The following is a 25189-nucleotide window of genomic DNA, read 5'->3' as shown; positions in this document are numbered from 1 at the left end:
GGCGCACTCACTCGCGCGGCGGTTCCGGCCGCCACCACAGCCACAGCGCCACCGCGCTCATGCAACCAATCGCCAGCACCTGCACCCACGGCCGGTGCACGAACAGCAGCAGCACCAGCGCGCACGCGGCCATGGTCAGCGTCGCCATCCACTTGCCGCGACGGCTGACCGCGCCATGCCGTTCCCAGTCGCGGATGCTGCGGCCGAAGCGCGGATCGCGCAGCAGGCGCCGGCGCAGCCGCGGCGAGCCGCGCGCGGCGGCGTAGGCGGCGATCAGCACGAACACCGTGGTCGGCAAGCCCGGCACGAAAATGCCGACGATGCCGGTCGCCAGGCTGGCATACGCCAGCAGCCACCAGGCCCAGCGGAAACGGGAGTTCGGACGCATCGCGCCATCATAAGCCCGCGCTGGCACGCACTGGCGTCGACCCGACTACTGACGCGACCGCCGGACGCGTGCAGCAACGGCTGTAGGAGCGGCTTCAGCCGCGACGGGCGTTACCGGTAACGCCGTCGCGGCTGAAGCCGCTCCTACGACCGCAGTCTTTCGTGGTCGCTGGAGCACACCGTTGGTCGCGAAGAAAGACGTCGCCGGCCGATCGGACTTCGGCGCAGCCGGGACCGGCGCCCATCCCGCACAACATCAGCGCCATCGGCCGGCCCGCAGGCCAGCCGATGCGCACCCCGCTCACTTGGCCGGCGGCTCCACGCCGAGCTGATCCAGCATGAAGGCATAGGACTCGGCCATTTCGCGGTAGCGACGGAAGCGGCCGGACTTGCCGCCGTGGCCGGCTTCCATGTTGACGCGGAACACGATCGGCTGGCTGCCGGTGTCGTTCTCGCGCAGCTTGGCCACCCACTTGGCCGGCTCCCAGTACTGCACCTGCGAATCCCACAGGCCGGTGCCGACGTACATCGCCGGGTAGGCCTGGCGGGCGACGTTGTCGTAGGGCGAGTAGCTGAGCATGTAGTCGTAGTACGTCTTCTGCTCGGGATTGCCCCACTCGTCGTATTCGTTGGTGGTCAGCGGGATGCTCGGGTCGAGCATGGTGGTGACCACGTCCACGAACGGCACCTGCGCCACCAGCACGCGGTAGTCCTTGGGCGCCATGTTCGCCACCGCGCCCATCAGCAGGCCGCCGGCGCTGCCGCCGGCCGCGGCCACGCGGTCCGGTGCGGCGTAGCCCTGCTGCACCAACCCGCGGGTGACGTCGATGAAGTCGGTGAAGGTGTTCTTCTTGTGCAGCAGCTTGCCCTGGTCGTACCAGTCGCGGCCCATTTCCTGGCCGCCGCGGATGTGCGCGATGGCGTAGACCACGCCGCGGTCGAGCAGGCTCACCACCGGCAGATTGAACGCCGGATCGGTGGACATGCCGTAGCTGCCGTAGGCGTACTGGTACAGCGCGGCGCTGCCGTCCTTCTTGAAGCCCTTCTTGTAGACCAGCGACACCGGCACCTTGACTCCGTCGCGCGCGGTCACCCAGACGCGTTCGGTCTGGTACTTGCTGGCGTCGTAGCCGATCACCGGCTGCTGCTTGAGCAGCTTGCGCTCGCCGGTGCGGGTGTTGAGTTCGTAGGTGGTCGCCGGAGTAGTCAGCGAGGTATAGCTGTAGCGCAGCCACGGTGTGTCCGGCTCGGCGTTGATCGACAGACCCATCGAATACGCCGGCTCGTCGGCCTTGACGTACTCCTCTTTGCCGTCGGCGAAGTGCAGGCGGATCCGCTCTAGGCCGTCGGAGCGCTCGGCGATGGCGGTGAAGCCGTCGAACAGTTCGAAGCCGTCGATGAACACCTTCTCGTCGTAGGGCAGCCAGTTCTGCCACTGGCTGCGCGCGGTGGCGCCGTCGGGCGCGGTCATCAGCGCGTAGTTCTTGGCCTTCCAGTTGGTGCGGATCACCCAGCGGCCGTCGAAGTGGTCGGCGTGGTACTCGACGTCGCGCTCGCGCGGCGCCAGTACGGTGAAGCGCTGCGGATCGGCGGCCGGCGCGTAGCGCTGCTCGGAGGACACGGTGCTTTCGACGCCGATGACGATGTACTTGTCGTCGCGGGTACGGCCCACGCCCATGTAGAAGCTGTCGTCCTTTTCCTCGTAGACCAGCACGTCCTGCGCGGCCGGGGTGCCCAGCACGTGCTTCTTGACCCGCACCGTCAGCAGTGTCTCCGGGTCGTTCTCGACGTAGAACAGGGTCTTGTTGTCGTCGGCCCAGACCACGTCCGGCGACACGCCGGGAATGCGGTCGGCGTAGACCTCGCCGGTGTCCAGGTTCTTGAAGCGCACCACGTACTGGCGGCGGCCCACGTCGTCCTCGGTCCAGGCGAGGAGGCGATTGTCCTGGCTGACCGCCGCGTCGCCGACGCTGAAGTAGCCCTTGCCGGCAGCCATGGTGTTGACGTCGAGCAGGATCTCCTCCGGCGCCTCCATGCTGCCCTTGCGGCGCGCCTGGATCGGGTAGTCCTTGCCGCTCTCGTAGCGGGTGTAATACCAGTAGCCGCGCTCGCGGTACGGCACGCTGCTGTCGTCCTGCTTGATGCGGCCGACGATCTCCTGGTAGAGCGTGTCTTCCAGCGGCTTGAGCGGCTTCAGCACCTGGTCCGCGTAGGCGTTCTCGGCATTGAGATAGGCCAGCATCTGCGGATTCTTGCGCGCGTCGTCGCGCAGCCAGTAGTAGGCGTCCTGGCGGACGGCGCCGAACGGCGCCTTGACCGCGTGCGGCTGCTTGGCCGGATGCGGCGGGGTCGCCGCGGCGGCGGAGGCGGAGGAAGCGAAGGAGGCGGTCATGAGCAGGACAAGGCTCGCTAGCAAGGGGCGGTGAGGCATCTAATGGGGCTCCGGCGGCGGTAACGCAACGGGACGCGTCGCCCTGGCCGGGCGGCGGCAGCGGGCGGGCGCCGCGCAGTGCCGGCCGAGTCTCCCTGCAACGCCGCGCCGTGGCAAGCATGTCGGGCGATGCGTGCGATGCGGCATGGGATGCGGTGGGTCAGGCGACCTGCGGCGCGGCGATGGCATTGCGGCATAGGACCTTTCGCGCCAAGGCGAATGGCACCGTGCAACGAACGATAGCGCTCGCCGGAAAGCGGCGCTTGGCGTGCCGACCGCTGCTCGCGCCCCGCTGCACCACCGCTCCGCCCGGGTGCAGCGCACACGGTGTGTCGGCATGACACATGCCGTTTCGCAGTCCGCTCGATATCGCTAACACGCGCGAAAGCACGCTCCTCTATCATCGGCGGCATGGCTTCCCTTCCCGGCGACACCTTCAACGCCTCGCCCGCCGCGCCTGGCTACAGCCAGCGCAGCCGCGAGATCGAACCCTTCCACGTGATGGCGCTGCTGGCCCGCGCCAACGAACTGGAACACGCCGGCCACGACGTGATCCACCTGGAGATCGGCGAGCCGGACTTCACCACCGCCGCGCCGATCGTCGCCGCTGGGCAGGCCGCGCTGGGCGCCGGCCATACCCGCTACACCGCCGCGCGCGGCCTGCCCGCCCTGCGCCAGGCGCTGGCGGATTTCTACCGGCAGCGCCACGATGTCGACCTGGACCCGGCACGCATCCTGATCACCCCCGGCGGCTCCGGCGCACTGCTGCTGGCCAGCGCGCTGCTGGTCGATCCCGGCCGCCACTGGCTGATGGCCGACCCCGGCTATCCGTGCAACCGCCACTTCCTGCGCCTGGTCGAAGGGTCGGCGCAGTTGGTGCCGGTCGGCCCGGACAGCCGCTACCAGTTGACCCCGGACCTGCTGCAGCGGCACTGGAACGCGGACAGCGTCGGCGCGCTGGTGGCGTCGCCGGCCAACCCCACCGGCACGCTGCTGTCGCGCGCCGAACTGGCGGCGCTGTCGCAGACGCTGCACGCCCGCGGCGGGCACCTGGTGGTGGACGAGATCTACCATGGCCTGAGCTACGGCATCGACGCGCCCAGCGTGCTCGAGGTCGACGACGACGCCTACGTGCTCAACAGTTTCTCCAAGTACTTCGGCATGACCGGCTGGCGCCTGGGCTGGCTGGTGGCCCCGCACGCGGCGGTACCGTCGCTGGAGAAGCTGGCGCAGAACCTGTACATCAGCGCGTCCAGCATCGCCCAGCACGCGGCGCTGGCCTGCTTCCTGCCGGAGACGCTGCAGATTCTGGAAGCGCGCCGCGCCGAATTCGCCCAGCGCCGCGACTACCTGCTGCCGGCGCTGCGTGCGCTCGGCTTCCGCATCGAGGTCGAGCCGGAGGGCGCGTTCTACCTGTATGCCGACGTGTCCGATTTCACCGACGATGCGCAGGCCTTCTGCGCCCACTTCCTCGAGACCGAGCATGTCGCATTCACCCCGGGCGTGGATTTCGGCCGCCACCGCGCGCGCCAGCACGTGCGCATCGCCTACACGCAGAGCCTGCCGCGGCTGGAACAGGCCGTGGCGCGGATCGCGCGTGGGCTGTCGCGCTGGCCGCGCTGAGGCGGCCAGCGGCACAGGAAAGCGACTGGAGCCCCCTCATGCTCACCTATCGCGAAGCCATCGCATCCGATCTCCCCGCGATCTGCGCGCTCGGCGAGGAAGTCAATGCACTCCATCATGCGGCGTTTCCCCAGGTCTTCGCCGGCGCAGGTGCCGCGGACCGCGATGCGACGCACTGGACGCGCAGCATCGGCCAGGACGATGCCACCACCTTCGTCGCCGAGGCGCAGGGCGTGCTCGTCGGCTTCGTCACGGTCGGCATCGTCGTGGAATCGCACTCATTGCTGCAGCCCATGCGCTTCGGCCGGGTGGGCAGCGTGGGCATCACCCGCAGCCATCGCGGCCAGGGCATCGGCCCGGCGCTGATGCAGCGCGCGCACGACTGGGTGGCGCGACGCGGCGGGGTCGAAATGCGTCTGAACGTCTGGGCCTTCAACAGGCACGCGCTGCACGTGTATGAAGAACTGGGCTACGACGTGCGTTCGCTGACGCTGGTCAAGCCGTTGACCGACGACGTCTGAGCATCCACTGCGGCAACGCGGACAGTGCCGGCGCGTTCATTGATGCCGCGCGTTGCGCGCGTCTCGACCGTTCACTGCCGAGACGCCAACCAGGCGATGGTCCGCGCCCCGACCGGAACGCGGACCGCGCCACTCACTTGGACAGCCGCTCCCACAGGAAGCTGTACGCCAGCGCCTGCATGTGCGCCGCCTGCGCGTTGTTGGCCGCGCCGCCATGACCGCCTTCGATGTTCTCGTAGTAGGTCACGTCCTTGCCGGCGTCGATCATCTTCGCCGCCATCTTCCGCGCATGGCCCGGGTGTACGCGGTCGTCGCGGGTGGAGGTCAGGAAGATCACCGGCGGATAGCTCTTCTTCGGATCGAACAGGTGGTACGGCGAGAAGGTCTGGATGAACTTCCAGTCGTCGGTGTCCGGGTTGCCGTACTCGGCCATCCACGACGCACCGGCCAGCAGGTGGCTGTAGCGCTTCATGTCCAGCAACGGCACCTGCACCACCACCGCGCCGAACAGCTGCGGGTACTGCATCAGCATGTTGCCGGCCATCAGCCCGCCGTTGCTGCCGCCCTGCACGCCCAGGTGCTTGGCCGAGGTGATCTTGCGCGCGACCAGGTCCTGCGCCACCGCCGCCATGTCCTCGTAGGCCTTGTGCCGGTTCTGCTTCAGCGCCGCCTGGTGCCAGCGCGGGCCATACTCGCCGCCGCCGCGGATGTTGGCCAGCGCGTACACGCCGCCCTGGTCGAGCCAGGCGCGGCCGAGGCTGCCCGAGTAGAACGGGGTCATCGAGATCTCGAAGCCGCCGTAGGCGTACAACAGGGTCGGTGCGCTGCCGTCGGCCTTGAGCTGCTTGGGCCGGACCAGGAAGTACGGCACCTTGGTGCCGTCCTTGGACACGGCGAAGTGCTGCTCGATCGCATCCTTGGACGCGTCGAAGAAGCTCGGCATCGCCTTCAGCGTCTCGATGCTCTTCGGCCCGCGCTGCACGTCGGCCAGCATCAGCGTGGTCGGGGTCAGGAAGTCGGTGGAGGTCAGCCACACCTGGTCGTTCTCGTCGGCATCGACCGCGTCGACGCTGGTGCTGCCGAAGGCCAGGTCGCCGACCGGGAACGGCGCGCGCGCCCACTCGCCCTCGCCCGGGGTCAGCACCCACAGCCGGCTCTTGACGTCGTCGAGCACGTTCAGCACCAGCCGCGACTTGGTCCAGGCGAAGGACGCCAGCGACGCGGTCTCGGTCGGCGTGAACAGCACCTGGAAGGTGCGCTTGCCGGCCATGAAGTCGTCGAACTTGGTCGCCAGCAGCGCACCGGCCGGGTAGGTCGTGCCGCCCACCGTCCACGGATCGCGCAGCTCCAGGGTCAGCCACTGGCGGTGCACGCCCTTGTTGGCCGAGTTGGGCACGTCGATCTTGGTCAGGCGGCCATCGGCGCCGCGCAGGTACATTTCGTCGTTGTAGAAGGCCAGCGTGCGGCTGACGAAATCGCGCTCGTAGCCGGGCGTGTCGTCGTGCATCGCGGCGATGTACATGTCGTCCGGCTTGCCCTCGTAGACCAGCGTGGCGCTGCTCATCGGGGTGCCGCGCTTCCACTGCTTGACGATGCGCGGATAGCCGGAGCTGGTCAGCGAGCCGGGGCCGAAGTCGGTGTACAGGTAGACGGTATCGGCATCGATCCAGCTCAGCCCGCCCTTGGCCTCGGGACGGAAAAAGCCGTCCTTGATCCATTGCTTGCTGTTCAGGTCGAACTCGCGGGTGACGTCGGCGTCGGCGCCGCCGCGCGACAGCGCGATCAAGCAGCGGCGGTATTCCGGGCGCAGGCAGTTGGCGCCATGCCACACCCAGTTCTCGCCCTCGGCCTTGTTCAGCGCGTCCAGGTCCAGCACCGTCTCCCACTTCGGCTCGGGCTTGCGGTACTCGTCCAGGGTGGTGCGGCGCCACAGGCCGCGTTCGTGCGCGCGGTCCTTCCACAGGTTGTAGTAATACGGGCCGATCTTCTGCACGGCCGGGATCTTGGCGTCGGAATCCAGCACCTCGCGGATGCCGGCCTCGCGGGCCTTGAAGGCGGGGGTGTCGGCCAAGCGCGCCTCGGTCTTGGCGTTCTGCGCCTTGACCCAGTCCAGCGCCTTGGTGCCGGTGACGTCTTCGAGCCAGGCGTAGGGGTCTTGGGGCATCGCGGTTTCCTTGGCCGCGGCGGTGCCGGCGGCGAGCAGGCCGGCGATCAGGCAGGCGTGTGCGAGTGAGGACATGGTTCGGATCCGGGAAGGACAGCGCCGCACCGTAGCACGCAGTATCGCCGCCCTCCCCTGCCGAAGGTCAGGCCGGGCGCGCGCTTCGCAGCGCCGGCCGGCGCCGCCGCGCCTGCGCCCGTGGCCGGGCCCGCCATTGCCCCCACAGGCGCCGCAGCGGCGGCAGCGGGAAGCGATGCAGGGCCCACCAGGCGCTCAGCGGCATGCCCAGCAGCCACAGCGGCCGCCAGCCCAGCCACTCGCTGTGGCCGCGCGCGGCCGGCCACACCAGGACCAGGGCCAGTCCGGCCAGGATCGCCTGGCGCAGCAGGCGGCGCAGGCCGGGGTGCGGGACATGGGTGCGCGGGGACGACGGGACGATCGGCATGACGGCAGCTCCTGGAAGTCGAGGCGCGCAGGGTGCCGCCGCCACATCTCAGGGGCTGCGACGCACCATTGACATGGCGCACGCGCATACTTCACCGGCGTTCGCCCTTCGCCCCGGAATTCCCTATGCGCCTGCTTTCCCTGTTCGCTTCCGTGCTGCTGCTGGGCATGGCCGTCCCGTTGCCGACGGCCCGCGCCAAGGCGCCGGACCCGGAACAGGAGCCGGCGCAGCCGCCGATCGACCTGCAGCGCTTCATGGGCCGCTGGTACGTGATCGCGCACATCCCGTACTTCGCCGAGCGCGGCCACGTCGCCAGCAGCGACGAATACACCCTCGAGGAAGACGGCAAGATCGCGGTGCGCTACGAGTACCGCAACGGCTTCGACGAGCCGGTCAAGGAGCTCAAGTCGCGCGCCACGGTCAAGGAAGGCACCGGCAACCGCCGCTGGACCACCTGGTTCTTCAGGATGGTGCCCACCAAATACCGCATCCTGGAAGTGGCGCCGGACTATTCTTGGGCGCTGATCGACTACCCCGGTCGCGACCTGGCCTGGGTATTCGCGCGCTCGCCGAACATGAGCCACAAGCAGTACCGCGAGCTGGTGGACAAGCTGGACCACCAGTACGGGGTCAATATCGACAAGCTCAAGCGCGTGGCGCAACACCGCGACCAGGTCGGCAAGCTCGGCTTCGAAGTGCCGAACAAGCCCTGAGGCGGCTCACGACCAAGGCCGGTCGCGACGCGGCCGGCTGCCTGCGCTGCGGCAAGCCGGCGTGCCTATCCGTCATTCGGGCCGCATCAAGCAGCGGTACTGCCAGCACAAGCGCCATGAACGTCATGGCGCCACGGACGGCCTGCACCGAACCATCGATCATCCGTCGCTCAGCGAAACGCCCGGCGCGGCCCGTATGATCGGGGCGCCCTCCCCCACAGACAGGTGCACCGCTTGGCCAGCGTCCTCTCCGACCCTCTCGACGAAGCGCCGCGCGGCTGCGCGGACGCGACCCTGCTGCGCGGCCAGGTGTTCGCGCAGAACTGCCCGTCCCGCGCCGTGCTCAGCCATGTCACCAGCCGCTGGGGCGTGCTGGTGCTGGTGGCGCTGCGCAAGGGCACCCACCGCTTCGGCGACCTGCGCCGCAGCCTGGAAGGGGTCAGCGAAAAGATGCTGTCGCAGACCCTGCAGGCGCTGGAGGCGGACGGCCTGGTGCAGCGCACCGCCTACCCGGTGGTGCCACCGCACGTGGAATACGACCTGACCCCGCTCGGCGAGGAAGCGGCCGCGCACGTGCATGCCTTGGTGGACTGGATCGAGCGCAATATCGGCGTGATCCTCGGCGGCGGCGCGCCGCTGGATGCGGCATAGAGCGCCCACATCCCGGCCGCGGCGGGCATTGGCGGTAACGCCCCGGTCGCGGCTGAAGCCGCTCTTACAACAGACGCTGTGTCGTGTGGACCAGGATGCATCCAGCCCACTGCGATGCATACCTCGGCGACGGCGCATTCTGGACGCGAGGCGGATCACCCGTAGGAGCGGTTTCGGCCGCGACACGCTGGGCAAGTGACACCCGTCGCGGCTGAAGCCGCTCCTACAGAAATCGCGTCGCCGGCAACGGCGCCTCAATCGTCGCTGTAGTTGCTCAACGCCAGCGACAGCAGCGCCTTGGCCTGTTCGCGCAGCGAGCGCGGCTCCACGATCTCCGCATCCGAACCGTAGTGCAGCACGTCCATCAGCAGCTCGCGCGAGACGCTGTAGGGCACCTTCAGTTCGTAGCGGCCATCGGCCAGGAAGCGGCCCTGCTGCTTGGAATGCCAGTGCTCGTCGGCGACCCAGCGCGCCGCCTTGGGACTGAACACGATGGTGGCCCAGCCCTTGGGCGCGCCGGAGAAGATGCCGTAGCTGGCGGCCAGTTGCGAATCCAGCTCGGCGTCGGCCACGTCCTGTGCCGGCTGGTCGAGCAGGCGCGCATGGTTGATGCGGTCCACCGCGAAGCTGCGCACCGCGTCGCGGCCATGGTCCCAGGCGTCCAGATACCAGTTGTCGCGGTAGTGGGTGATGCGCTGCGGCGACACCGTGCGCTTGGTCGATTCATCGGTGGAGCGGGCACGGTAGTCGAAGGACAGGCGCTTGCGCTCCAGCACCGCCGAGGCGACGGTGCGGAAGCTGGCTTCGTCGAGCTTGCGGCCGCGGTGCGGGATCACCCGCACCCGCTCCACCGGCCAATGGGTCGCGCCGGCCTGGGCGGCGAGCAGGCTCTCGATGCGCTGCTGCAGCGGCGCCAGCACCGAGGACAGCACCCCGCCGCCGGTGCGCGCCAACAGTTGCTGCGAGGCCAGCAGCGCGTGCAGTTCCTCCGAACTCAGCCACAGCCCCGGCAACTCGAAGCGGTCGCTCTCGCCGGATTCGTAGCGGAAGCCGGCCTCGCCGTCGCCTTCCACCGGCGCCATCAGCGCGTCGCGCAGGAAGGCCAGATCGCGGTAGACGGTGGCGCGGGAGCAGCCCAGTTCGTCCTGCAGCCGCGCCACCGTGACCGGATAGCGTGCGGACTTGAGCAGGCGGTGCAGTGCGTTGATGCGTTCGTAGCGGTCCATGGCCTCGATTATGTCTGAGTCGCGGGCGGAAAACGCCTGCCCGGCGCGGCTGCCGGCCAGGCGCCCTAACCGGCGATGAAGCCGGGGGCCGGCGTCGGCCAGGGTGTCATGTGGATCCGGTATGATGAAATCGTTTCCATTTCGTTAGCCGAAGGCTGCGTCCCCCACACTCGGAGAAGCCATGTCCCGCCGTGCCACCCTCGTATCCGCCATCGCTTTGCTGCTGCTGAGCACGTCCCCGGCCTGGGCCGCCGACGTTGCGACCTCACCGACAGCCACGGACCCGGCCAGTTCGCCGTGGAGCGGATCGGGCGAACTGGGCTTCGCCTCCTCGCACGGCAACAGCAGCAACGAAAGCCTCAACGGCCGGCTCAAGGGCCAGTACGTGGACGGCGACTGGATCCACAGCCTGGACCTGCTGGCCCTGCACGCCAGCGCCGAGTACGTCGACACCAATCCCGACGGCACCACCACGCGCAAGCGCCAGACCACCTCCAACCGCTACACCGGCAGCGCTGGCAGCGCGCTGCAGCTCGGCGAGCACCGCCAGCTGACCGCCTCGCTGCGCTACGAGCGCGACGACTTCGCCACCTACGACCGCCTGGCCACGATCGGCATCGGCTACGGTACCCGGATCATGGACGGCGACCGCCGCAGCCTCGACGTGCAAATCGGCCCAGGCGTGCGCCGCGCCCACGATGTGGTCGAGAACCGCAACGAGACCGGCCTGATCGGCCGCGGCCTGGTCGACTTCAAGTACGGCCTGACCAGCAACACCGAACTGGGCAACACCCTGCTGGTCGAATCCGGCGCGTACAACACCTTCGCGCAGAACGACCTGGGCATCTCGGTGAGCATGAACGAGCGCCTGGCGCTGAAGGCCGGCTGGCAGGCGCGCTACAACAGCGACGTCAGCGTCGACAAGAAGAAGACCGACACCCTGGCCACGATGAACCTGGTCTACAAGTTCAAGTGAGCCGGGATTGGGGAGTGGGGATTCGGGATTGGGGCGCAGCGGCGCGACAAGCTGCCACGCTGCAGGGCTGACCCGTTGACCGCTTCTCGTAGGAGCGCTGCAGCCGCGCCCCGCCAGCACAGAATGGCGGTGGCGCGCAGAGACCAAATGTCTCACCTGTAGCAGCGGCTTCAGCCGCGACAGGCCTTCCCGGTAACGCCCGTCGCGGCTGAAGCCGCTCCCGCACGTGCACAACCGGCACTGTCGGGATCTGCACTGTGGGAGGGACTTCAGTCCCGACGACGGAGGGTATCAGTCGGCTTTCGGCTTGGCTTGTCGCGGCTGCATGACAGTTGACTCGTACGGCGGATGGCGCGGGGCGGTGGACACCCTCAGCCCGGCAGGTCCACATCCAGCAATTCGCGCGCGCCGGCGCCGAGCAGGGCCTCGGCCACGGCTTGGCCCAGGGCCTGCGGATCCTGCGCACTGCGCTGCAGGTCGGCGCGCACCAGGCGCCCGTCGGCGACGCCGCCGACCAGGCCCTGCAGCAGCAGGTCGTCGCCACGCCATTGCGCGAAGGCGGCCACCGGCACGTGGCAACTGCCATGCAGGGCACGATTCATCGCCCGCTCGGCCTCCACGCAGGTACGGGTCGGCGCGTCGTCGAGCGCCGCGAACAGCGCCAGCGCGGCACTGGCGTCCTCGCGGCACTCCACCGCGATCGCGCCCTGCGCCGGCGCCGGCAGCCAGTCCGGCGCCTGCAGGCGCTGGGTGATGCGTCCGTCCAGGCCCAGCCGCTGCAGGCCGGCGCAGGCCAGCACGATGCCGTCGTAGCCGCCGTTGTCGAGCTTGGCCAGACGCGTATTGACGTTGCCGCGCAGGTCCAGCAGCTCCAGGTCCGGGCGCCGCGCGCGCAGCTGCGCCTGCCGCCGCAGCGAGGAGGTGCCGACGCGCGCGCCGAGCGGCAGCGCGTCCAGCGAAGCGTAGAGGTTGGAGATAAGCGCATCGGCCGGATCGGCGCGCGGCAGGATCGCCGGCAGCACGAACGGCGGGTCCAGCTCCATCGGCACGTCCTTGAGCGAGTGCACCGCGCAATCGGCCTCGCCGCGCAGCATCGCCAGTTCCAGCTCCTTGAGGAACAGGCCCTTGCCGCCGATCGCCGCCAGCGAGCGGTCCAGGACTTCGTCGCCGCGGGTGCTCATCGGCACCAGCACTACGTCCAGATGCGGGTGCGCGCGGCGCAGGCAGGCGGCGACATGCTCGCTCTGCCACAGGGCGAGCGGACTCTTGCGGGTAGCGATGCGCAGGATCTTCATGCGCGCATTATCGCGGAAAGCCACCGCCCGCCGCTGCTGCCGCGCGATCCGGCCGGCCTCAGCGCTGGTGGATCTCCTTGCGCAGCTGCGCCACGCAGCGCCGGCTGACCTCCAGCGGCTGCTTGCCATGGCGCAGCACCGCCTGCACCTGGCCCTCGCCGAGCCGGCGCAGTTCCACCAGCTCGTGGCGCGCGACCAGGCAGTTGCGGTGGATGCGCACGAAGCGCTCGGCGAACTCCTCCTCCAGCGCGCGCAGCGACTCCTCGATCAGGTCCTCTCCGCGGGCGTGGTGCACCACCACGTACTTTTCCTCGGCCTGCAGGTAGTGGATGTCGTCGACCGGGATCAGCCGCAGGCTGCCGCGCAGGCGTGCGCACAGGTGGGTGCGCGCCTGCGGCGCCGGCGTGGCGGCCGCGCCGTTGCCGCGTCCAGCCATGAAGGTGCGGGCGCGCTGCAGGGCCGCGGCCAGGCGCTCGGCGCGCACCGGCTTCATCAGGTAGTCGATCGCCGCCGCTTCGAACGCGGACAGCGCGTGCGCATCGTAGGCGGTGCAGAACACCACGGCCGGGCGCGGCTCGAACGTGGCCAGGTGACGGGCGGCCTCCAGGCCGTCGAGGCCGGGCATCGCGATGTCCAGCAGCACCAGGTCCGGCTGGGCGGCAGCGCAGGCGTGCAGCGCATCCATGCCGTTGTCGGCCTCAGCCACCACTTCCACACCGGCATGCGCGGCCAGCAGCGTGCGCAGGCGTTCGCGGGCCAGGGGTTCGTCGGCGGCGATCAATACCTTCACCCAGGTCTCCCCCGCTCGGCTGGCGTGCGCTGCGGCCGATACTAGCCCCGGTTCCGGGCGCCCGCCATCGGCAGCGCACCATGCCGCCACGCGGCCGCCGTCCTCAGTTGCCGGTGATGCAGGCATCCATCCAGTCGCCCAGGTCGGCGATTTCCTCGGCGCAGACCTGATGCGCCATCGGATAGCGCCGCCACTGCACCGGCATGCCCAGCGCCTGCAGCGTCTGTGCGGTGCGCTCGGCGTAGGTCTGCGGGATCACCGGGTCGCCCTGGCCATGGGCCATGAACAGCGGCTGCTGCAGGGCCGCCGGGGCGTGCCAGCGGGCGACGCTCTCCAGTTCCGGCAGATAGGTGGACAGGCCGATCAGGCCGGCCAGCGGCCGTTCGCGGCGCAGGCCGGCGGCCAGGGTGATCGCGCCGCCCTGGGAAAAGCCGGCCAGCAACAGGCGCTCGGCCGGCACGCCGCGCGCGTCCTCGCGTGCGATCAATTCCTCGACCTGGGCCACCGAGTCGGCGACGCCGGCGCTGTCGGCGCGGTTGGAGAAGTCCATGCTGACGATGTCGTACCAGGCGCGCATGCGCACGCCGTTGTTGATCGTCACCGCCCGCACCGGCGCGTGCGGAAACACGAAGCGTAGCGCCGGCCAGTGCGGCCGCACCAGCTCCGGCACCAGCGGCGCGAAGTCGTTGCCGTCGGCGCCCAGGCCGTGCAGCCACAGGACGGTCCAGCGCGGCGCCGCGCCGGTCTCGTGTTCCACTGTTTCCAGCATGTCGGTTCCCGATGGAGGAGGCCGGATAGTATGCCGGCGTCAGCCCTGGGCCTGCGCCTCGGCCTCGACACGGCGTGCGGCGGCTTCGCGGCGCAGTTCGGCGGCGCGCAGCAGCACTGCCGGCGGTTGCGATTCCTCGGGTATGGCGAGGATGCGCAGCTTTCGCAGCCACAGGCCGGCGGCGCGCGAGGAACTGATCGCCACCACCGGCACCGCCAGCGCCATGCCGATCACCACCGGCGCCATCCATGCCGCCAGCGACGGCGACACGGCATAGGCCATACCGCCCATCAGCAGACCGAACGCGCTCAGTCCGCCGTAGCTGCGCAACAGCGCCGCCCACGAAATGCGGCCGTCGTCGCGCTGCTGCGCGTCCCAGCCCGAGTCCTTGCCGGCCAGCACCTCGGAGACGCCGCGCGACTGCACGTACATCACCACCGGCGCCATCAGCGCGGCCAGCAGGGTTTCCAGCAGCATGCTGACGAAGGCGCGCAGTCCGCCGCCGCAGCCGCGACGTTCGCCGGGCTTGAGCAGCATCGCGAAGTAGCCCATCACCTTGGGCGCGAGCAGCACGAACATGGTCACCGCGAACACCCAGAACACCCGCGTGGAGTCCTGCTGGTGCCAGTAGCGCGCCGGCGAGAACGGCGAGATCACCGAGGCGACCAGGTCGAAGCCGCCGTTCTGCAGCGGAATGGCGATGCCGATCAGCATCAACATGCCCCACATCGGCGCAGTGAAGTAATGGCCGATGCCGATCAGCATGTGCATGCGGCTGACCCAGTGCAGGCCACGCGCGCGCACCACCTTGGAGTGCTGCAGGTTGCCCTGGCACCAGCGACGGTCGCGCACCAGCAGGTCGGTCAGCGTCGGCGGGCCTTCCTCGTAGCTGCCCTGCAGGTACGGCACCATGTGCATGGCCCAGCCGCCGCGGCGCATCAACGCGGCTTCGACGAAGTCGTGGCTGAGCACGTGGCCGCAGAACGGCTTGCGCCCGGGCAGCGACGGCAGGCCGGCCTGCGCGGCGAAGGCCTCGGTGCGGATCATCGCGTTGTGGCCCCAGTAGTTGCTTTCCGAACCGTGCCACCAGGCCACGCCGAACGCGATCACCGGGCCGTAGACGCGGCCGCCGAACTGCTGCATGCGCGCGAACAGGGTATTGCCGTTGACCACTTCCGGCAGGGTCTGGATCAGGCCGACGTCGGGGTTGGCCTCCATGCCGGCGGCCAGGCGCACGATGCTGTCGCCGGTCATCAGGCTGTCGGCGTCGAGGATCAGCATCTGCGGATAGGCGCCGCCGAAACGACGCACCCAGTCGGCGATGTTGCCGGCCTTGCGCCCGGCGTTGCTGGCGCGGCGCCGGTAGAACAGCCGGCCTTGCCCGCCGACGCGCTCCACCAGTTCGGCGTACACCTTCTCTTCTTCCGCACCGATCGCCGGACGCGTGGTGTCGCTGAGGATGAAGAAATCGAAGCGCTCGATCTGGCCGGTGGCCTCCACCGACTCGTAGATCGCCTGCAGGCCGGCCATCAGCCGGTGCGGATCCTCGTTGTAGGTGGGCATCAGCAACGCGGTGCGGTTGCGCACCTGCGGCAGCGGCGCGTCCGGATCGATGCCGAGCTTGCGGCCCTTGCCGAACACCAGGGTGAAGAAGCCGGCCAGCGCGCTGACGAAGGACAGCGCGATCCAGGCGAACAGCGGGATGAACAGCACCATCAGGCAGGCTTCGAGCACGCTGACGCCGCCGATCAGCAGCACCTTGCCGATCAGCCAACTGGCGTAGGCGGTCATCGCCGCAGTGGTGCCGAACACGTAGAACCGCCGCCAGCCGATCCCGACCGGCGTGCTGGGCAGGCGCTTGTTGCGCAGCTTGCCTTCCTGCAGCGACTGCAGCGGCATCGCCAGCGGCGCTTCGGGCGGCAGGACCGCGTGGCCGGCATCCAGCGGAGCGTCGACGTGCATGGCCGATGTGGGGGCGACCGTACTCATGCGACCTGCCGACCGCGTCCGGCGCCGCAGCGCCATCGGGAAGTGCCGCGGGCGGACGGCACGGCGGATGCCGCCGCGGCCACGCGCGCCTCGTTATGTTCGCCAGTTCGTACCACGTGCTCTCCTGTCGACGGGCAAAGACGCCGGTCAATGTAAACCCTAAATAGTAAGCTTTCGCGAAGGCGGACACCGGCGCGGTGGCGGCGCTGGCCGCCGATCCGTTCAGCCACGTCTTCACTCGCACTCACCTTGGTTTCACCGCGCGCGCCGACGATGAAGCCCTGTCCGGCAATGGAGGATCGGCGCATGCGGCACCCGGCCCGGCGACGTACTGACACCCCTTGCGATCAGCCGCGCCCATCGACGGCCAAGCAGGCACCGACCCAGCCTGGGCAACCAGCGTTGCTGATCGTGGACATGATCAGCCGCTTCGATTTCCCCGGCGGCGCGCATCTGGCCGCCGCCGCGTTGCCGGTGGCCGAGCGCATCGCCCAGGTTCGTGCACGCTTCCATCGCCGCGGCTGGCCGGTGCTGTTCGCCAACGACAACTTCGCCGACTGGCGGACCGACTTCGAAGGCCTGTGGACGCTGTGCGCCGATCCGGCGCAGCGCGGCGCGCAGATCGCCGCGTGCCTGGCGCCGCGCCCGCAGGACTACTACGTGCTCAAGCCCAAGCACTCCGCCTTTCTCGGCTCGGCCCTGGCCCTGCTGCTGGCGCGGCTGCAGACCACCCACCTGCTGGTGACCGGCATCGCCACCGATGCCTGCGTGCTGGCCACGGCGATCGATGCGCGCATGCGCGACTTCCAGGTGCAGGTGCCGCCATCGTGTTGCGCGGCGCTGGATGCCGGGCGCCAGCAACGGGCGCTGCGGCTGCTGCGCGAGGCCTTCGCGGTGCGTATCAGCGACCGACTGCCGGCGCGCGCAGGCGGATGACGGCGATTACTCCGCCGCCGGCACCGGGCCTGCGCCCTCGTCGTCGTCGCCGAGCGGCCGGGGCACGAACGGAAACGCCAGGGTGATGGTGGTGCCGCGACTCAGTTCCGATTCGACGTCGACGAAGCCGCCGGCCTGGCGCACCAGACCGTAGACCTGGGCCAACCCCAGCCCGGTGCCCTTGCCCTCGGGCTTGGTGGTGAAATACGCCTCGAACAGGCGCGACTTGACCTCCTCGGACATGCCTTCGCCCTGGTCAGCGACCGCCAGGGTCACGTAGCGGCCGGGCTGGCGCATCGCCGCCGCACGCGAGGGCGGCACCTCCAGCGCGCCGCAGCGGATCGTCACCGTATCGCCAGGGCGACAGGCGTCGCGCGCGTTCAGCGCCAGGTTCATCACCGCCTGCTCGACCGCATTGCGATCGGCGTAGGTCGTCGCCACCTCGTCGCATGCAATCAATTGCAAGCGCATTTCGCCGCCCAGCGCCTGCGCCAGCAGCGGTTGCATCTGCCTCACCAATGCGTTCAGGTCCAGCCAGACCGGCTTGACCGGGTGCGCGCGGGCGAAACCGAGCAGGCGCCGGGTCATGCCCGCGCCGTGCTGCAGGGCCTCGCCGGCAATGCCGAGCAGGCGGCGCTGGTCCGGCTGCAAGCGCTGCGGATGGTCGGCGACCATGCTCACCGAGGTCATCGCGGTATGCAGCATGTTATTGAAGTCGTGCACCACGCCGGCGAGCATTTGCCCGATCGCCTCGCCCTTCTGCGCCTGGGTCATCGCGCGCTCGGCCACGCGCTGCGCGGCCAGGGCGATGTCCAGTTGCCCGCGCAGCTGCGACTGTTCGGTCTGCCAGTGGCGGCCCAGCGCCGCCGCATCGGCCGGCAGCAGCGGCTGCTCTTCCGCATCGATGGGTGCCAGATCGCCCAGCGCGCGCAGCGCCTGCTCGATCTGGTACTGCTGGGTGACGTCGCGGCTGATCACCAGCACGCTCTCGACCCGCGCCGAGGCATTGGCCAGCGGACTGACCATCACGTGCCACCAGCGCCGGCGTCCATCCAGCGACGGGCGCTCGGCCCAGAATTCGCGCTGCTCGTTGCCCAGCGCCGCGGCAAAGGCGCCCTGAGTGAGCGAGCGCATGTCCTCGGGCCACAGCTCGGCCCAAGGGTGGCCGACGATGTCGGCGGGATCGGACACCCCGAGCAGGGCCAACCCGTGGGGATTGATCGAGCGCACGATGCCGTCGCGGCCGACTTCCTTGATGCAGTCGTGTGAAAGTTCGACGATCTGCCGATAGTGGGCGTGAGTGGACAAGCTGCGTCTCGCAGTGAATGTGGACGAGAATATCGGGATTGCCGGGGCGTCACCAGCGCTTCACCGACACATCGTGAAGCTGCAGTGGATTATTTATTAAAGCGATCACTGCATTATGCGCGTCACCTCCGCCTTCACCGCCATTCTTCTGGTGGAGGACGACCAAACGATTCGAGAGCTGGCTGCGGCCATGCTGGCCGCCGACGGGTACCGGGTGCTGTCGGCGGCGACCGCGCAGGAAGCGCTGGAGGTGCTGGAGCGGCACCCGGACGTGGAGTTGATCTTCAGCGACGTGCAGATGCCCCGCTGCGACGGCCTGAGCATGGTGCGCCAGTTGCGCCGCCGTGGCATCGACACCCCGGCCCTGCTGACCTCGGGCATGCATGCGCCGGAGCCGTGGATGCTGCCGGCATACACCGGCTTCCTGCCCAAGCCGTACCGCCGCGCCGACCTGCTGGCGGCATTGGATCGCCTGCAGACCGGAACCTGAGCGAGGCAATTGCCATGGCGCGTCGCCGCAGCGCTCGAACACGACGCGGGAGCGGAGTGCGGCGTCAGGCGAAGACCAGTTTTCCGTACCGTGCCGAACGGATTGCCGCCAGGCGCTCGGCAACGAAATAGGCGCCGGCATGCGCGTCACGGAAATACACCCCGTCGAATGCATGCCGGCCGAGCACCGCGCCATCATTGCCGCTGATGCGGATCTGCGGCTCCAGGACGCCATCGGGGAGTGGGCGCAGCAGCGCGTCGAGGACGAAACCGTCCAGCTCGCGGCGCATCTGCGGTTTCGAGACTGTCATGAGCACACTGCACCATAGACCGCATGAAGCTCGCACAACGGAGGTGGCCGCCACGGTCGCACGGGAAGCGCGACATGCCTGCGGCAACGGAAGCTAAACGATTCATTGGCGCATGCAGGAAGGTCCAGGCCTGCGGCGCTTGACGTTCGGCGAATCCACTATGCGCTGTACTCACGATTTCGCCGTAGACAAGCGCGCGCTTCACGCCTCTTTTATCGCGCAATCCGTACTTTGCTCCTGCATTATCGCACTGCAACAATGCCGTCCCCTTTCGGCGCTGCTGTGCCTCTTCTCTGGTTTTACGTCGCGCGTCCGCCAGGACACGTGGCGGCAGTCGCTTTCCGTGTGTTCCCCGTCCTCCCCCCTTTCCAGACGGAACCGCCATGTCGCCCCCCACACCCGCCGACCTGACCGACAGACAACGCGATACCCATCCGGTGCTGCACGCGCCGCGCCGTCGCTACCGCGATGCACGCGGGCGCTTCGTGCGCAACGCCGAGGTGACTGTCAAGCTGCACCCGGCGCCGCGCCGGACCAGCCTGTTCGTCACCTCGGAGATGGCCGACTTCATCAAGGCCGGCGGCCTGGGCGACGTCGCCGCGGCCTTGCCGCGCGCGCTGCGCGGCAGCTGCGACATCCGCGTGCTGATCCCGGGTTACCCCGCCGTGCTGCGCAAGACCGGGCCGCTGGAGATCGTCGGCCGCATCGCCGCCCACGCCGGGCTGCCGGATTGCGCGCTGGGCCGGGCCGAGCGCCCCGACGGCCTGTGCATCTATGTGCTGCTGTGCCCGCAACTGTTCGAGCGCCAGGGTTCGCCCTACGTGTGCAGCGAAGGCCGCGACTGGGAAGACAACGCGCTGCGCTTCGCCACCCTGTCCCACGCCGCGGCGCAGATCGCCGGCGGCCAGGCCGGGCTGGACTGGACCCCGGAGTTGCTGCACCTCAACGACTGGCCGTGCGCCCTGGCCGCCGCCTACGTGCGCTGGTCCGGCGGCCACACGCCGTGCCTGCTGACCATCCACAACCTCGCCTACCAGGGCCTGTTCCCGTATGCGATGGCCGGTGCCCTGGGCATCCCCGCCGACGGCCTGCAGGACCTGGAGTTCTACGGGCAGATGTCGTTCCTGCGCGCGGGCATCGTCCACGCCGACCACGTCAACACGGTCAGCGTCAGCTACGCCGCGCAGATCACCGGCCCGGCGCAGGGCTGCGGCCTGGACGCGCTGCTGGCGCGGCGCGCCGCCAACGGCCGCCTCAGCGGCATCGTCAACGGCATTGACGCCAGCTGGGATCCGCGCACCGACGCGCATCTGCCGGCCCACTTCGGTGTCGGCCAGATCCAGGGCAAGCACGAGAACGCGGCGCAGGTGCGCCAGGCGTTCGGCTTGCTCGACAGCGACGGCCCGCTGTTCGCGGTGGTCTCGCGGCTGGTGCACCAGAAGGGGCTCGACCTGATCTGCGAGGTGGCGCCGCAGATCGTCGCCGCCGGCGGCCAGATCGTGATCATTGGCGGCGGCGAGCCGCAGATCGAGCAGGCGGTGGCGGCGCTGGCGCGGCGCTACCCCGGCCATGTCGGCGCGCACATCGGCTTCGAAGAGCCGCTGGCGCGGCGCATGTTCGCCGGCTCCGACTTCCTGCTGATGCCCTCGCGCTTCGAACCCTGCGGGCTGAGCCAGATGTACGCGCAGCGCTTCGGCAGCCTGCCGATCGCCCATGCCACCGGCGGCCTGATCGACACGGTGGACGACGGCGTCACCGGCTTCCTGTTCGAGGAAGCCTCGGCCGACGGCCTGCGCCGCTGCCTGCAGCGGGTGTTCCGCACCTTCCGCCTGCCGGGCCTGCTGCAGGCGATGCGCCGCGCGGCGATGCTGCGGCCCAGCGGCTGGGAGCTGGCCGGGCGCAAGTACATGGCGCTGTACGAGCGCGCCACCTCCACGACGGCGGCCGGCAACGTCGCGACTGTGGCCAGCGCCACGGTGCCGACCACTGCGAGTGCCATGGCCGCCGCATGAGCGATCAGGAACACGCCGTGGACCCGGCCGCCGGCCGGGACCCGGCGGCGGACGCGGAGGACGACGGCGACGGCCTTGCGCTGCAGGCGCTGGCGCGTGGCGAGGCGATCGATGCCTTCGCTTGGCTTGGTCCGCATCCACAGGCCGACGGCACGCTTCGGGTACGCGTGCTGGCGCCCGGCGCCGAGGCGCTGGGCCTGCTCGACGCGCAGGGCAAGCTGATCGCGCGGATGCGCACCCACCCGCAGGCCGACGGCCTGTTCGAGGGCGAGCTGAAGCAGCCCATGCACTACCGCCTGCGCATCGTGTGGCCGGACGCGGTGCAGGAATGCGACGACCCGTATGCCTTCGGGCCGACACTCGATCCGGCCTGGCTGCAGGACCTGGCCGCCGGCGACGGCGCTGCCCTGCGCATTGCGCTGGGCGCGCACCATGCCCGGGTGGGCGAAGTGGAGGGCGTGCGCTTCGCGGTGTGGGCGCCGCAGGCCAGGCGCGTGGCGCTGGTCGGCGACTTCAACAGCTGGGACGCGCGCCGGCATCCGCTGCGCCTGCATGCGGAATCCGGGGTCTGGGAGTTGTTCGTGCCGGGTCTGCATGGCGGCGAGCACTACCAGTACGAACTGCAGGCCGCCGACGGCAGCGTGCTGCCGCGCAAGGCCGATCCGGTGGCGCGCTGCAGCGCCCTGGCGCCGTCCACCGCCTCGGTGGTGCCCTACGCCGACAGCCATGCCTGGGGCGATGCGGCCTGGCTGGCGCAGCGCGAGGCCCAGGCCGGCAGCGCGCAACCGCTGAGCATCTACGAACTGCATGCCGGCTCCTGGCGCCACGACGGCAACGGCCAGCCGCTGCACTGGGATGCGCTGGCCGCCGAGCTGATTCCGTACGTGCGCGGACTCGGCTTCACCCACATCGAGCTGCTACCGATCGCCGAATATCCGTTCGGCGGCTCCTGGGGCTACCAGCCGCTGGGCCTGTACGCGCCCACTGCGCGCCACGGCGACGCCGACGGCTTCGCACGCTTCGTCGATGCCTGCCACCAGGCCGGCATCGGCGTGCTGCTGGACTGGGTCGGCGCGCACTTCCCCGACGACCCGCACGGCCTGCAGCGCTTCGACGGCAGCGCCCTGTACGAACACGCCGATCCGCGCGAAGGCGTGCATCGCGAGTGGAATACGCTGGTCTACAACTACGGCCGCCCGGAAGTGGTGGCCTACCTGATCGGCAGCGCGCTGGAGTGGATCGAGCGCTTCCATGTCGATGGCCTGCGCGTGGATGCGGTGGCGGCGATGCTGTATCGCGACTATGGCCGCAACGCCGGCGAGTGGATTCCCAACGCCCACGGCGGCCGCGAGAACCTGGAGGCGATCGCCTTCCTGCGCCGGCTCAACGACGAGATCGCGCAGCGCTTCCCCGGCGTGCGCACCATCGCCGAGGAATCCACCGCGTGGCCGGGCGCCACCGCGCCCACGCAGCAGGGCGGGCTGGGCTTCAGCCACAAATGGAACATGGGCTGGGCGCACGACACCCTGCGCTACCTGCAGCGCGATCCGCTGTACCGGCAGCACCACCACAGCGAGATGACCTTCGGCCTGGTGTACGCGTTCTCCGAGCATTTCGTGCTGCCGCTGTCGCACGACGAGGTGGCGCGCGGCAAGGGCTCGCTGCTGGCGCGCATGCCCGGCGACGCCTGGCAGCGCTTCGCCAACCTGCGCGCCTACCTGGCCTTCATGTGGGCGCATCCCGGGCGCAAGTTGCTGTTCATGGGCTGCGAGTTCGGACAGTGGCAGGACTGGGACCACGACCGGCCGCTGGACTGGGCGCAGGCGCAGCAGCCCGAACACCGCGGCGTTGCCCGGCTGGTCGCCGACCTCAATCGTCAGTTGCGCGCGTTGCCGGCGCTGTACCGCAGCGACCGCAGCAGTGAAGGCTTCGAATGGAGCATCGCCGACGACCACCACAACAGCGTGTTCGCCTTCGTCCGCCACGACCGCGACGGCGGCGCGCCGCCGCTGCTGGCGGTGAGCAATTTCACGCCGAACGTACACCACGACTACCGCGTGGGGGTGCCGCGTAGCGGACGCTGGCGCGAGATTCTCAACAGCGACAGCGGCTATTACGGCGGTTCCAACCAAGGCAACGGCGGCGTGCTGTCGACCCTGCCGCAACCGATGCACGGGCATGCGCAATCGCTGGCGCTGACCCTGCCGCCGCTGTCCACCCTTTGGCTGCAACCGGACTTTTGAACATGGCCACGAGCGCTGCATCGATCGACTCCCCTGCCGCACCACGCGCGGCGCTGCGCCCCGGCGCCTGGCCGAGCGCCAACGGCGAGGTCGCCTTCGCGCTGTGGGCGCCGGATGCCGAGCGCGTGGAGCTGGTGTTCGACGACGATCGGCGGCAGCCGCTGGAGGCGATCGGCGACGGCTACTTCGCCGCCACCCTGGCGTGCGCGCCGGGGACCCGCTACCGCTACGCCATCGACGGCGGCACGCCGGTGCCGGACCCGGCCTCGCGCTGGCAGCCGGACGGCGTGCACGGCGCCAGCGCGGTACTGGCCACCGACGGCTACGCCTGGCGCCACGGCGACTGGCGCGGCCGCCCCTGGGCCGAGACCGTGTTCTACGAACTGCACGTGGGCACCTGCGGCGGCTACGCCGGGTTGCGCGCGCAGTTGCCGACGCTGGCCGCGCTCGGCGTCACCGCGATCGAACTGATGCCGCTGGCCGAATTCCCGGGCCGCCACAACTGGGGCTACGACGGCGTGCTGCCGTACGCGCCGGCCTCGGCCTACGGCCATCCCGACGAGCTCAAGGCGCTGATCGACGAGGCCCACGGTCTGGGCCTGAGCGTGTTCCTGGACGTGGTCTACAACCACTTCGGCCCGGACGGCAACTATCTGGGCCAGTACGCCTCGACCTTCTTCCGCGAGGACGCGCCGACGCCCTGGGGCGCGGCGATCGACTTCCGCCTGGCGCCGGTGCAGCGCTACTTCATCGACAACGCGCTGATGTGGCTGCACGAGTACCGCTTCGACGGCCTGCGCCTGGATGCGGTGCACGCGATCGTGCCCAATGCCTTCCTCGACACCCTGCGCGAGGCGATCCTGGCCAGCGTCGCCGACGGGCGCCATGTGCACCTGGTGCTGGAGAACGAGGCCAACCAGGCCGATGTGCTGGAACGCGGCTACAGCGCGCAGTGGGACGACGACTTCCACAACAGCCTGCACGTGCTGCTGACCGACGAACACGAGGGCTACTACGCCGGCTTCGCCGATGCGCCGGCGCAGCACCTGGCGCGGGTGCTCGGCGAAGGCTTCGCCTTCCAGGGCCAGGCCGACCATCGCGGGCACGCACGCGGCGAGCCCAGCGGCCACCTGCCGCCGCACAAGTTCGTGATCTTCGCGCAGAACCACGACCAGATCGGCAACCGCGCCCGCGGCGACCGGCTGATCACCCAGGTGAGCGAACCGGCGCTGCGCGCGGCGCTGGCGCTGACCGCGCTGACCCCGATGATCCCGCTGTTCTTCATGGGCGAGCCGTGGGGCAGCCGCGCCCCGTTCCAGTTCTTCACCGATTTCGCGCCGCCGCTGGACGAGGCGGTGCGCGAGGGCCGACGCCGCGAGTTCGCGCACTTCGCCGCCTTCGCCGATCCGGAGCAGCGCGCCACCATCCCCGATCCCAACGCGCCGAGCACCTTCCAGGCCTCCATCGCCGACATCAGCGACGCCACCCACGGCGACGGCGCGCGCTGGCGCGACTGGTTCGCGGCGCTGCTGGCGCTGCGCCGCCAGCACCTGGTGCCGGCGCTGACCCAGGCCAGTGCGCTGGGTGCGCGGGTCCTCGGTTCGAAGGCGGTGGCCGCGGGCTGGCGCCTGGGCGACGGCGAATGGCACGTGGCCGCCAACTTCGGCGACGCACCGGTGGCGCTGGACCTGCCCGGCAGCACCGTGCACGCGGAGAACGCCGGCGACGACGCCGCGCAGTTGCCGCCCAACGCCTTCGTCGCGCGCTACCGATCCGGCAGCGCCGCATGAGCCCGCGCTGTCGCGACGCCATCGCGACAGCGCACCCCGCACGCTGGCCGCCTCGTTCGCTGCGCATCGCCGCGTACGCGCCGCCGGCGCGTGCGGGCGGGACCGCGGCGGATCTCCCTTCTT

Annotated in this window: 21 protein-coding genes; 10 read left to right on the top strand and 11 right to left on the bottom strand. The window is 69.9% G+C overall.

The features are described 5' to 3' along the window. Nucleotides 1–7: 7 nt before the first annotated feature. Nucleotides 8–388: a YbaN family protein gene (locus FHR66_RS13580; protein ID WP_160969749.1), complete on the bottom strand. Its 381-nt coding sequence runs from the start codon at nucleotides 386–388 to the stop codon at nucleotides 8–10. A gap of 300 nt (nucleotides 389–688) precedes the next feature. Next, nucleotides 689–2779 carry a S9 family peptidase gene (locus FHR66_RS13575; protein WP_202394926.1) on the bottom strand — a complete coding sequence of 697 codons (2091 nt, stop codon included), beginning with the start codon at nucleotides 2777–2779 and terminating at the stop codon, nucleotides 689–691. A 450-nt stretch (nucleotides 2780–3229) separates the two neighbouring features. On the opposite strand from FHR66_RS13575, the gene FHR66_RS13570 reads away from it, so the two are divergent. Both FHR66_RS13570 and FHR66_RS13565 read left to right on the top strand, forming a co-directional pair. After that, a complete protein-coding gene (locus FHR66_RS13570; RefSeq protein ID WP_160969745.1) occupies nucleotides 3230–4441 on the top strand; it encodes a pyridoxal phosphate-dependent aminotransferase in 1212 nt (403 codons plus the stop codon). A 38-nt stretch (nucleotides 4442–4479) separates the two neighbouring features. Beyond that, on the top strand, nucleotides 4480–4962 hold the full coding sequence (locus tag FHR66_RS13565) for a GNAT family N-acetyltransferase (RefSeq protein WP_160969743.1): 483 nt from the start codon (nucleotides 4480–4482) through the stop codon (nucleotides 4960–4962). A gap of 133 nt (nucleotides 4963–5095) precedes the next feature. Here the strand turns inward: FHR66_RS13565 and FHR66_RS13560 are convergent, their stop codons facing one another. Continuing rightward, nucleotides 5096–7201 (bottom strand): prolyl oligopeptidase family serine peptidase, encoded by a 2106-nt coding sequence (locus FHR66_RS13560; protein ID WP_160969741.1) that lies wholly within the window; start codon nucleotides 7199–7201, stop codon nucleotides 5096–5098. Between the two features lie 67 nt (nucleotides 7202–7268). Beyond that, nucleotides 7269–7568, bottom strand: coding sequence for a hypothetical protein (locus FHR66_RS13555; protein WP_160969739.1), 300 nt, complete (start codon nucleotides 7566–7568; stop codon nucleotides 7269–7271). 125 nt (nucleotides 7569–7693) lie between these two features. Between FHR66_RS13555 and FHR66_RS13550 the strand changes: the two genes are divergently transcribed. Both FHR66_RS13550 and FHR66_RS13545 read left to right on the top strand, forming a co-directional pair. Next, nucleotides 7694–8281, top strand: a complete 588-nt coding sequence (locus FHR66_RS13550) for a lipocalin family protein (RefSeq protein ID WP_160969737.1) — start codon at nucleotides 7694–7696, stop codon at nucleotides 8279–8281. A gap of 225 nt (nucleotides 8282–8506) precedes the next feature. Then, nucleotides 8507–8932, top strand: coding sequence for a winged helix-turn-helix transcriptional regulator (locus FHR66_RS13545; RefSeq protein WP_425612909.1), 426 nt, complete (start codon nucleotides 8507–8509; stop codon nucleotides 8930–8932). Between the two features lie 254 nt (nucleotides 8933–9186). On the opposite strand, the gene FHR66_RS13540 is transcribed toward FHR66_RS13545, so the two are convergent. Further along, complete coding sequence (locus tag FHR66_RS13540; protein ID WP_010341069.1) at nucleotides 9187–10158, bottom strand: helix-turn-helix transcriptional regulator; 972 nt, start codon at nucleotides 10156–10158, stop codon at nucleotides 9187–9189. A 181-nt stretch (nucleotides 10159–10339) separates the two neighbouring features. Here FHR66_RS13540 and FHR66_RS13535 point away from each other — a divergent pair, with 181 nt between their 5' ends. Beyond that, nucleotides 10340–11134: a DUF481 domain-containing protein gene (locus FHR66_RS13535; RefSeq protein ID WP_160969733.1), complete on the top strand. Its 795-nt coding sequence runs from the start codon at nucleotides 10340–10342 to the stop codon at nucleotides 11132–11134. 371 nt (nucleotides 11135–11505) lie between these two features. Here FHR66_RS13535 and hemC read toward each other — a convergent pair whose 3' ends face one another. From hemC to mdoH, 4 genes are all read right to left on the bottom strand, one after another. After that, nucleotides 11506–12429, bottom strand: a complete 924-nt coding sequence (gene hemC / locus FHR66_RS13530) for a hydroxymethylbilane synthase (protein WP_160969731.1) — start codon at nucleotides 12427–12429, stop codon at nucleotides 11506–11508. A gap of 58 nt (nucleotides 12430–12487) precedes the next feature. Then, nucleotides 12488–13219 (bottom strand): response regulator, encoded by a 732-nt coding sequence (locus FHR66_RS13525; protein WP_160969729.1) that lies wholly within the window; start codon nucleotides 13217–13219, stop codon nucleotides 12488–12490. 103 nt (nucleotides 13220–13322) lie between these two features. Beyond that, on the bottom strand, nucleotides 13323–13988 hold the full coding sequence (locus FHR66_RS13520; protein ID WP_160969727.1) for an alpha/beta hydrolase: 666 nt from the start codon (nucleotides 13986–13988) through the stop codon (nucleotides 13323–13325). A 39-nt stretch (nucleotides 13989–14027) separates the two neighbouring features. Then, entirely contained in the window at nucleotides 14028–15977 is a 1950-nt protein-coding gene (gene mdoH, locus FHR66_RS13515; RefSeq protein WP_160969725.1) for a glucans biosynthesis glucosyltransferase MdoH, read from the bottom strand. Between the two features lie 417 nt (nucleotides 15978–16394). Between mdoH and FHR66_RS13510 the strand changes: the two genes are divergently transcribed. After that, nucleotides 16395–16913 carry a cysteine hydrolase family protein gene (locus FHR66_RS13510; protein WP_237475428.1) on the top strand — a complete coding sequence of 173 codons (519 nt, stop codon included), beginning with the start codon at nucleotides 16395–16397 and terminating at the stop codon, nucleotides 16911–16913. 6 nt (nucleotides 16914–16919) lie between these two features. Here the strand turns inward: FHR66_RS13510 and FHR66_RS13505 are convergent, their stop codons facing one another. Next, nucleotides 16920–18221, bottom strand: coding sequence for a two-component system sensor histidine kinase NtrB (locus FHR66_RS13505; RefSeq protein ID WP_160969723.1), 1302 nt, complete (start codon nucleotides 18219–18221; stop codon nucleotides 16920–16922). 115 nt (nucleotides 18222–18336) lie between these two features. Between FHR66_RS13505 and FHR66_RS13500 the strand changes: the two genes are divergently transcribed. Continuing rightward, nucleotides 18337–18711 (top strand): response regulator, encoded by a 375-nt coding sequence (locus tag FHR66_RS13500; RefSeq protein WP_160969721.1) that lies wholly within the window; start codon nucleotides 18337–18339, stop codon nucleotides 18709–18711. 64 nt (nucleotides 18712–18775) lie between these two features. Here the strand turns inward: FHR66_RS13500 and FHR66_RS13495 are convergent, their stop codons facing one another. After that, nucleotides 18776–19000 carry a hypothetical protein gene (locus FHR66_RS13495; RefSeq protein WP_184645986.1) on the bottom strand — a complete coding sequence of 75 codons (225 nt, stop codon included), beginning with the start codon at nucleotides 18998–19000 and terminating at the stop codon, nucleotides 18776–18778. 404 nt (nucleotides 19001–19404) lie between these two features. On the opposite strand from FHR66_RS13495, the gene glgA reads away from it, so the two are divergent. Genes glgA through treZ form a run of 3 tightly spaced genes read left to right on the top strand, consistent with a single transcriptional unit; the run spans nucleotide 19405 to nucleotide 25066 of the window. Then, entirely contained in the window at nucleotides 19405–21033 is a 1629-nt protein-coding gene (gene glgA, locus FHR66_RS13490; RefSeq protein WP_160969717.1) for a glycogen synthase GlgA, read from the top strand. Beyond that, complete coding sequence (locus tag FHR66_RS13485; protein WP_160969715.1) at nucleotides 21030–23276, top strand: 1,4-alpha-glucan branching enzyme; 2247 nt, start codon at nucleotides 21030–21032, stop codon at nucleotides 23274–23276. Before glgA ends, FHR66_RS13485 begins: the two co-directional genes overlap by 4 nt. 2 nt (nucleotides 23277–23278) lie before the next feature. Then, the gene (gene treZ, locus FHR66_RS13480; protein WP_202394925.1) at nucleotides 23279–25066 is read left to right on the top strand and encodes a malto-oligosyltrehalose trehalohydrolase; all 1788 of its coding nucleotides are present in this window, start codon (nucleotides 23279–23281) and stop codon (nucleotides 25064–25066) included. Nucleotides 25067–25189 lie beyond the last annotated feature (123 nt).

This window comes from Xanthomonas sp. F4 (assembly GCF_011761895.1).
Note: the sequence above shows the minus strand (reverse complement) of the source record. Positions and strands in the feature narration are given on the sequence as shown.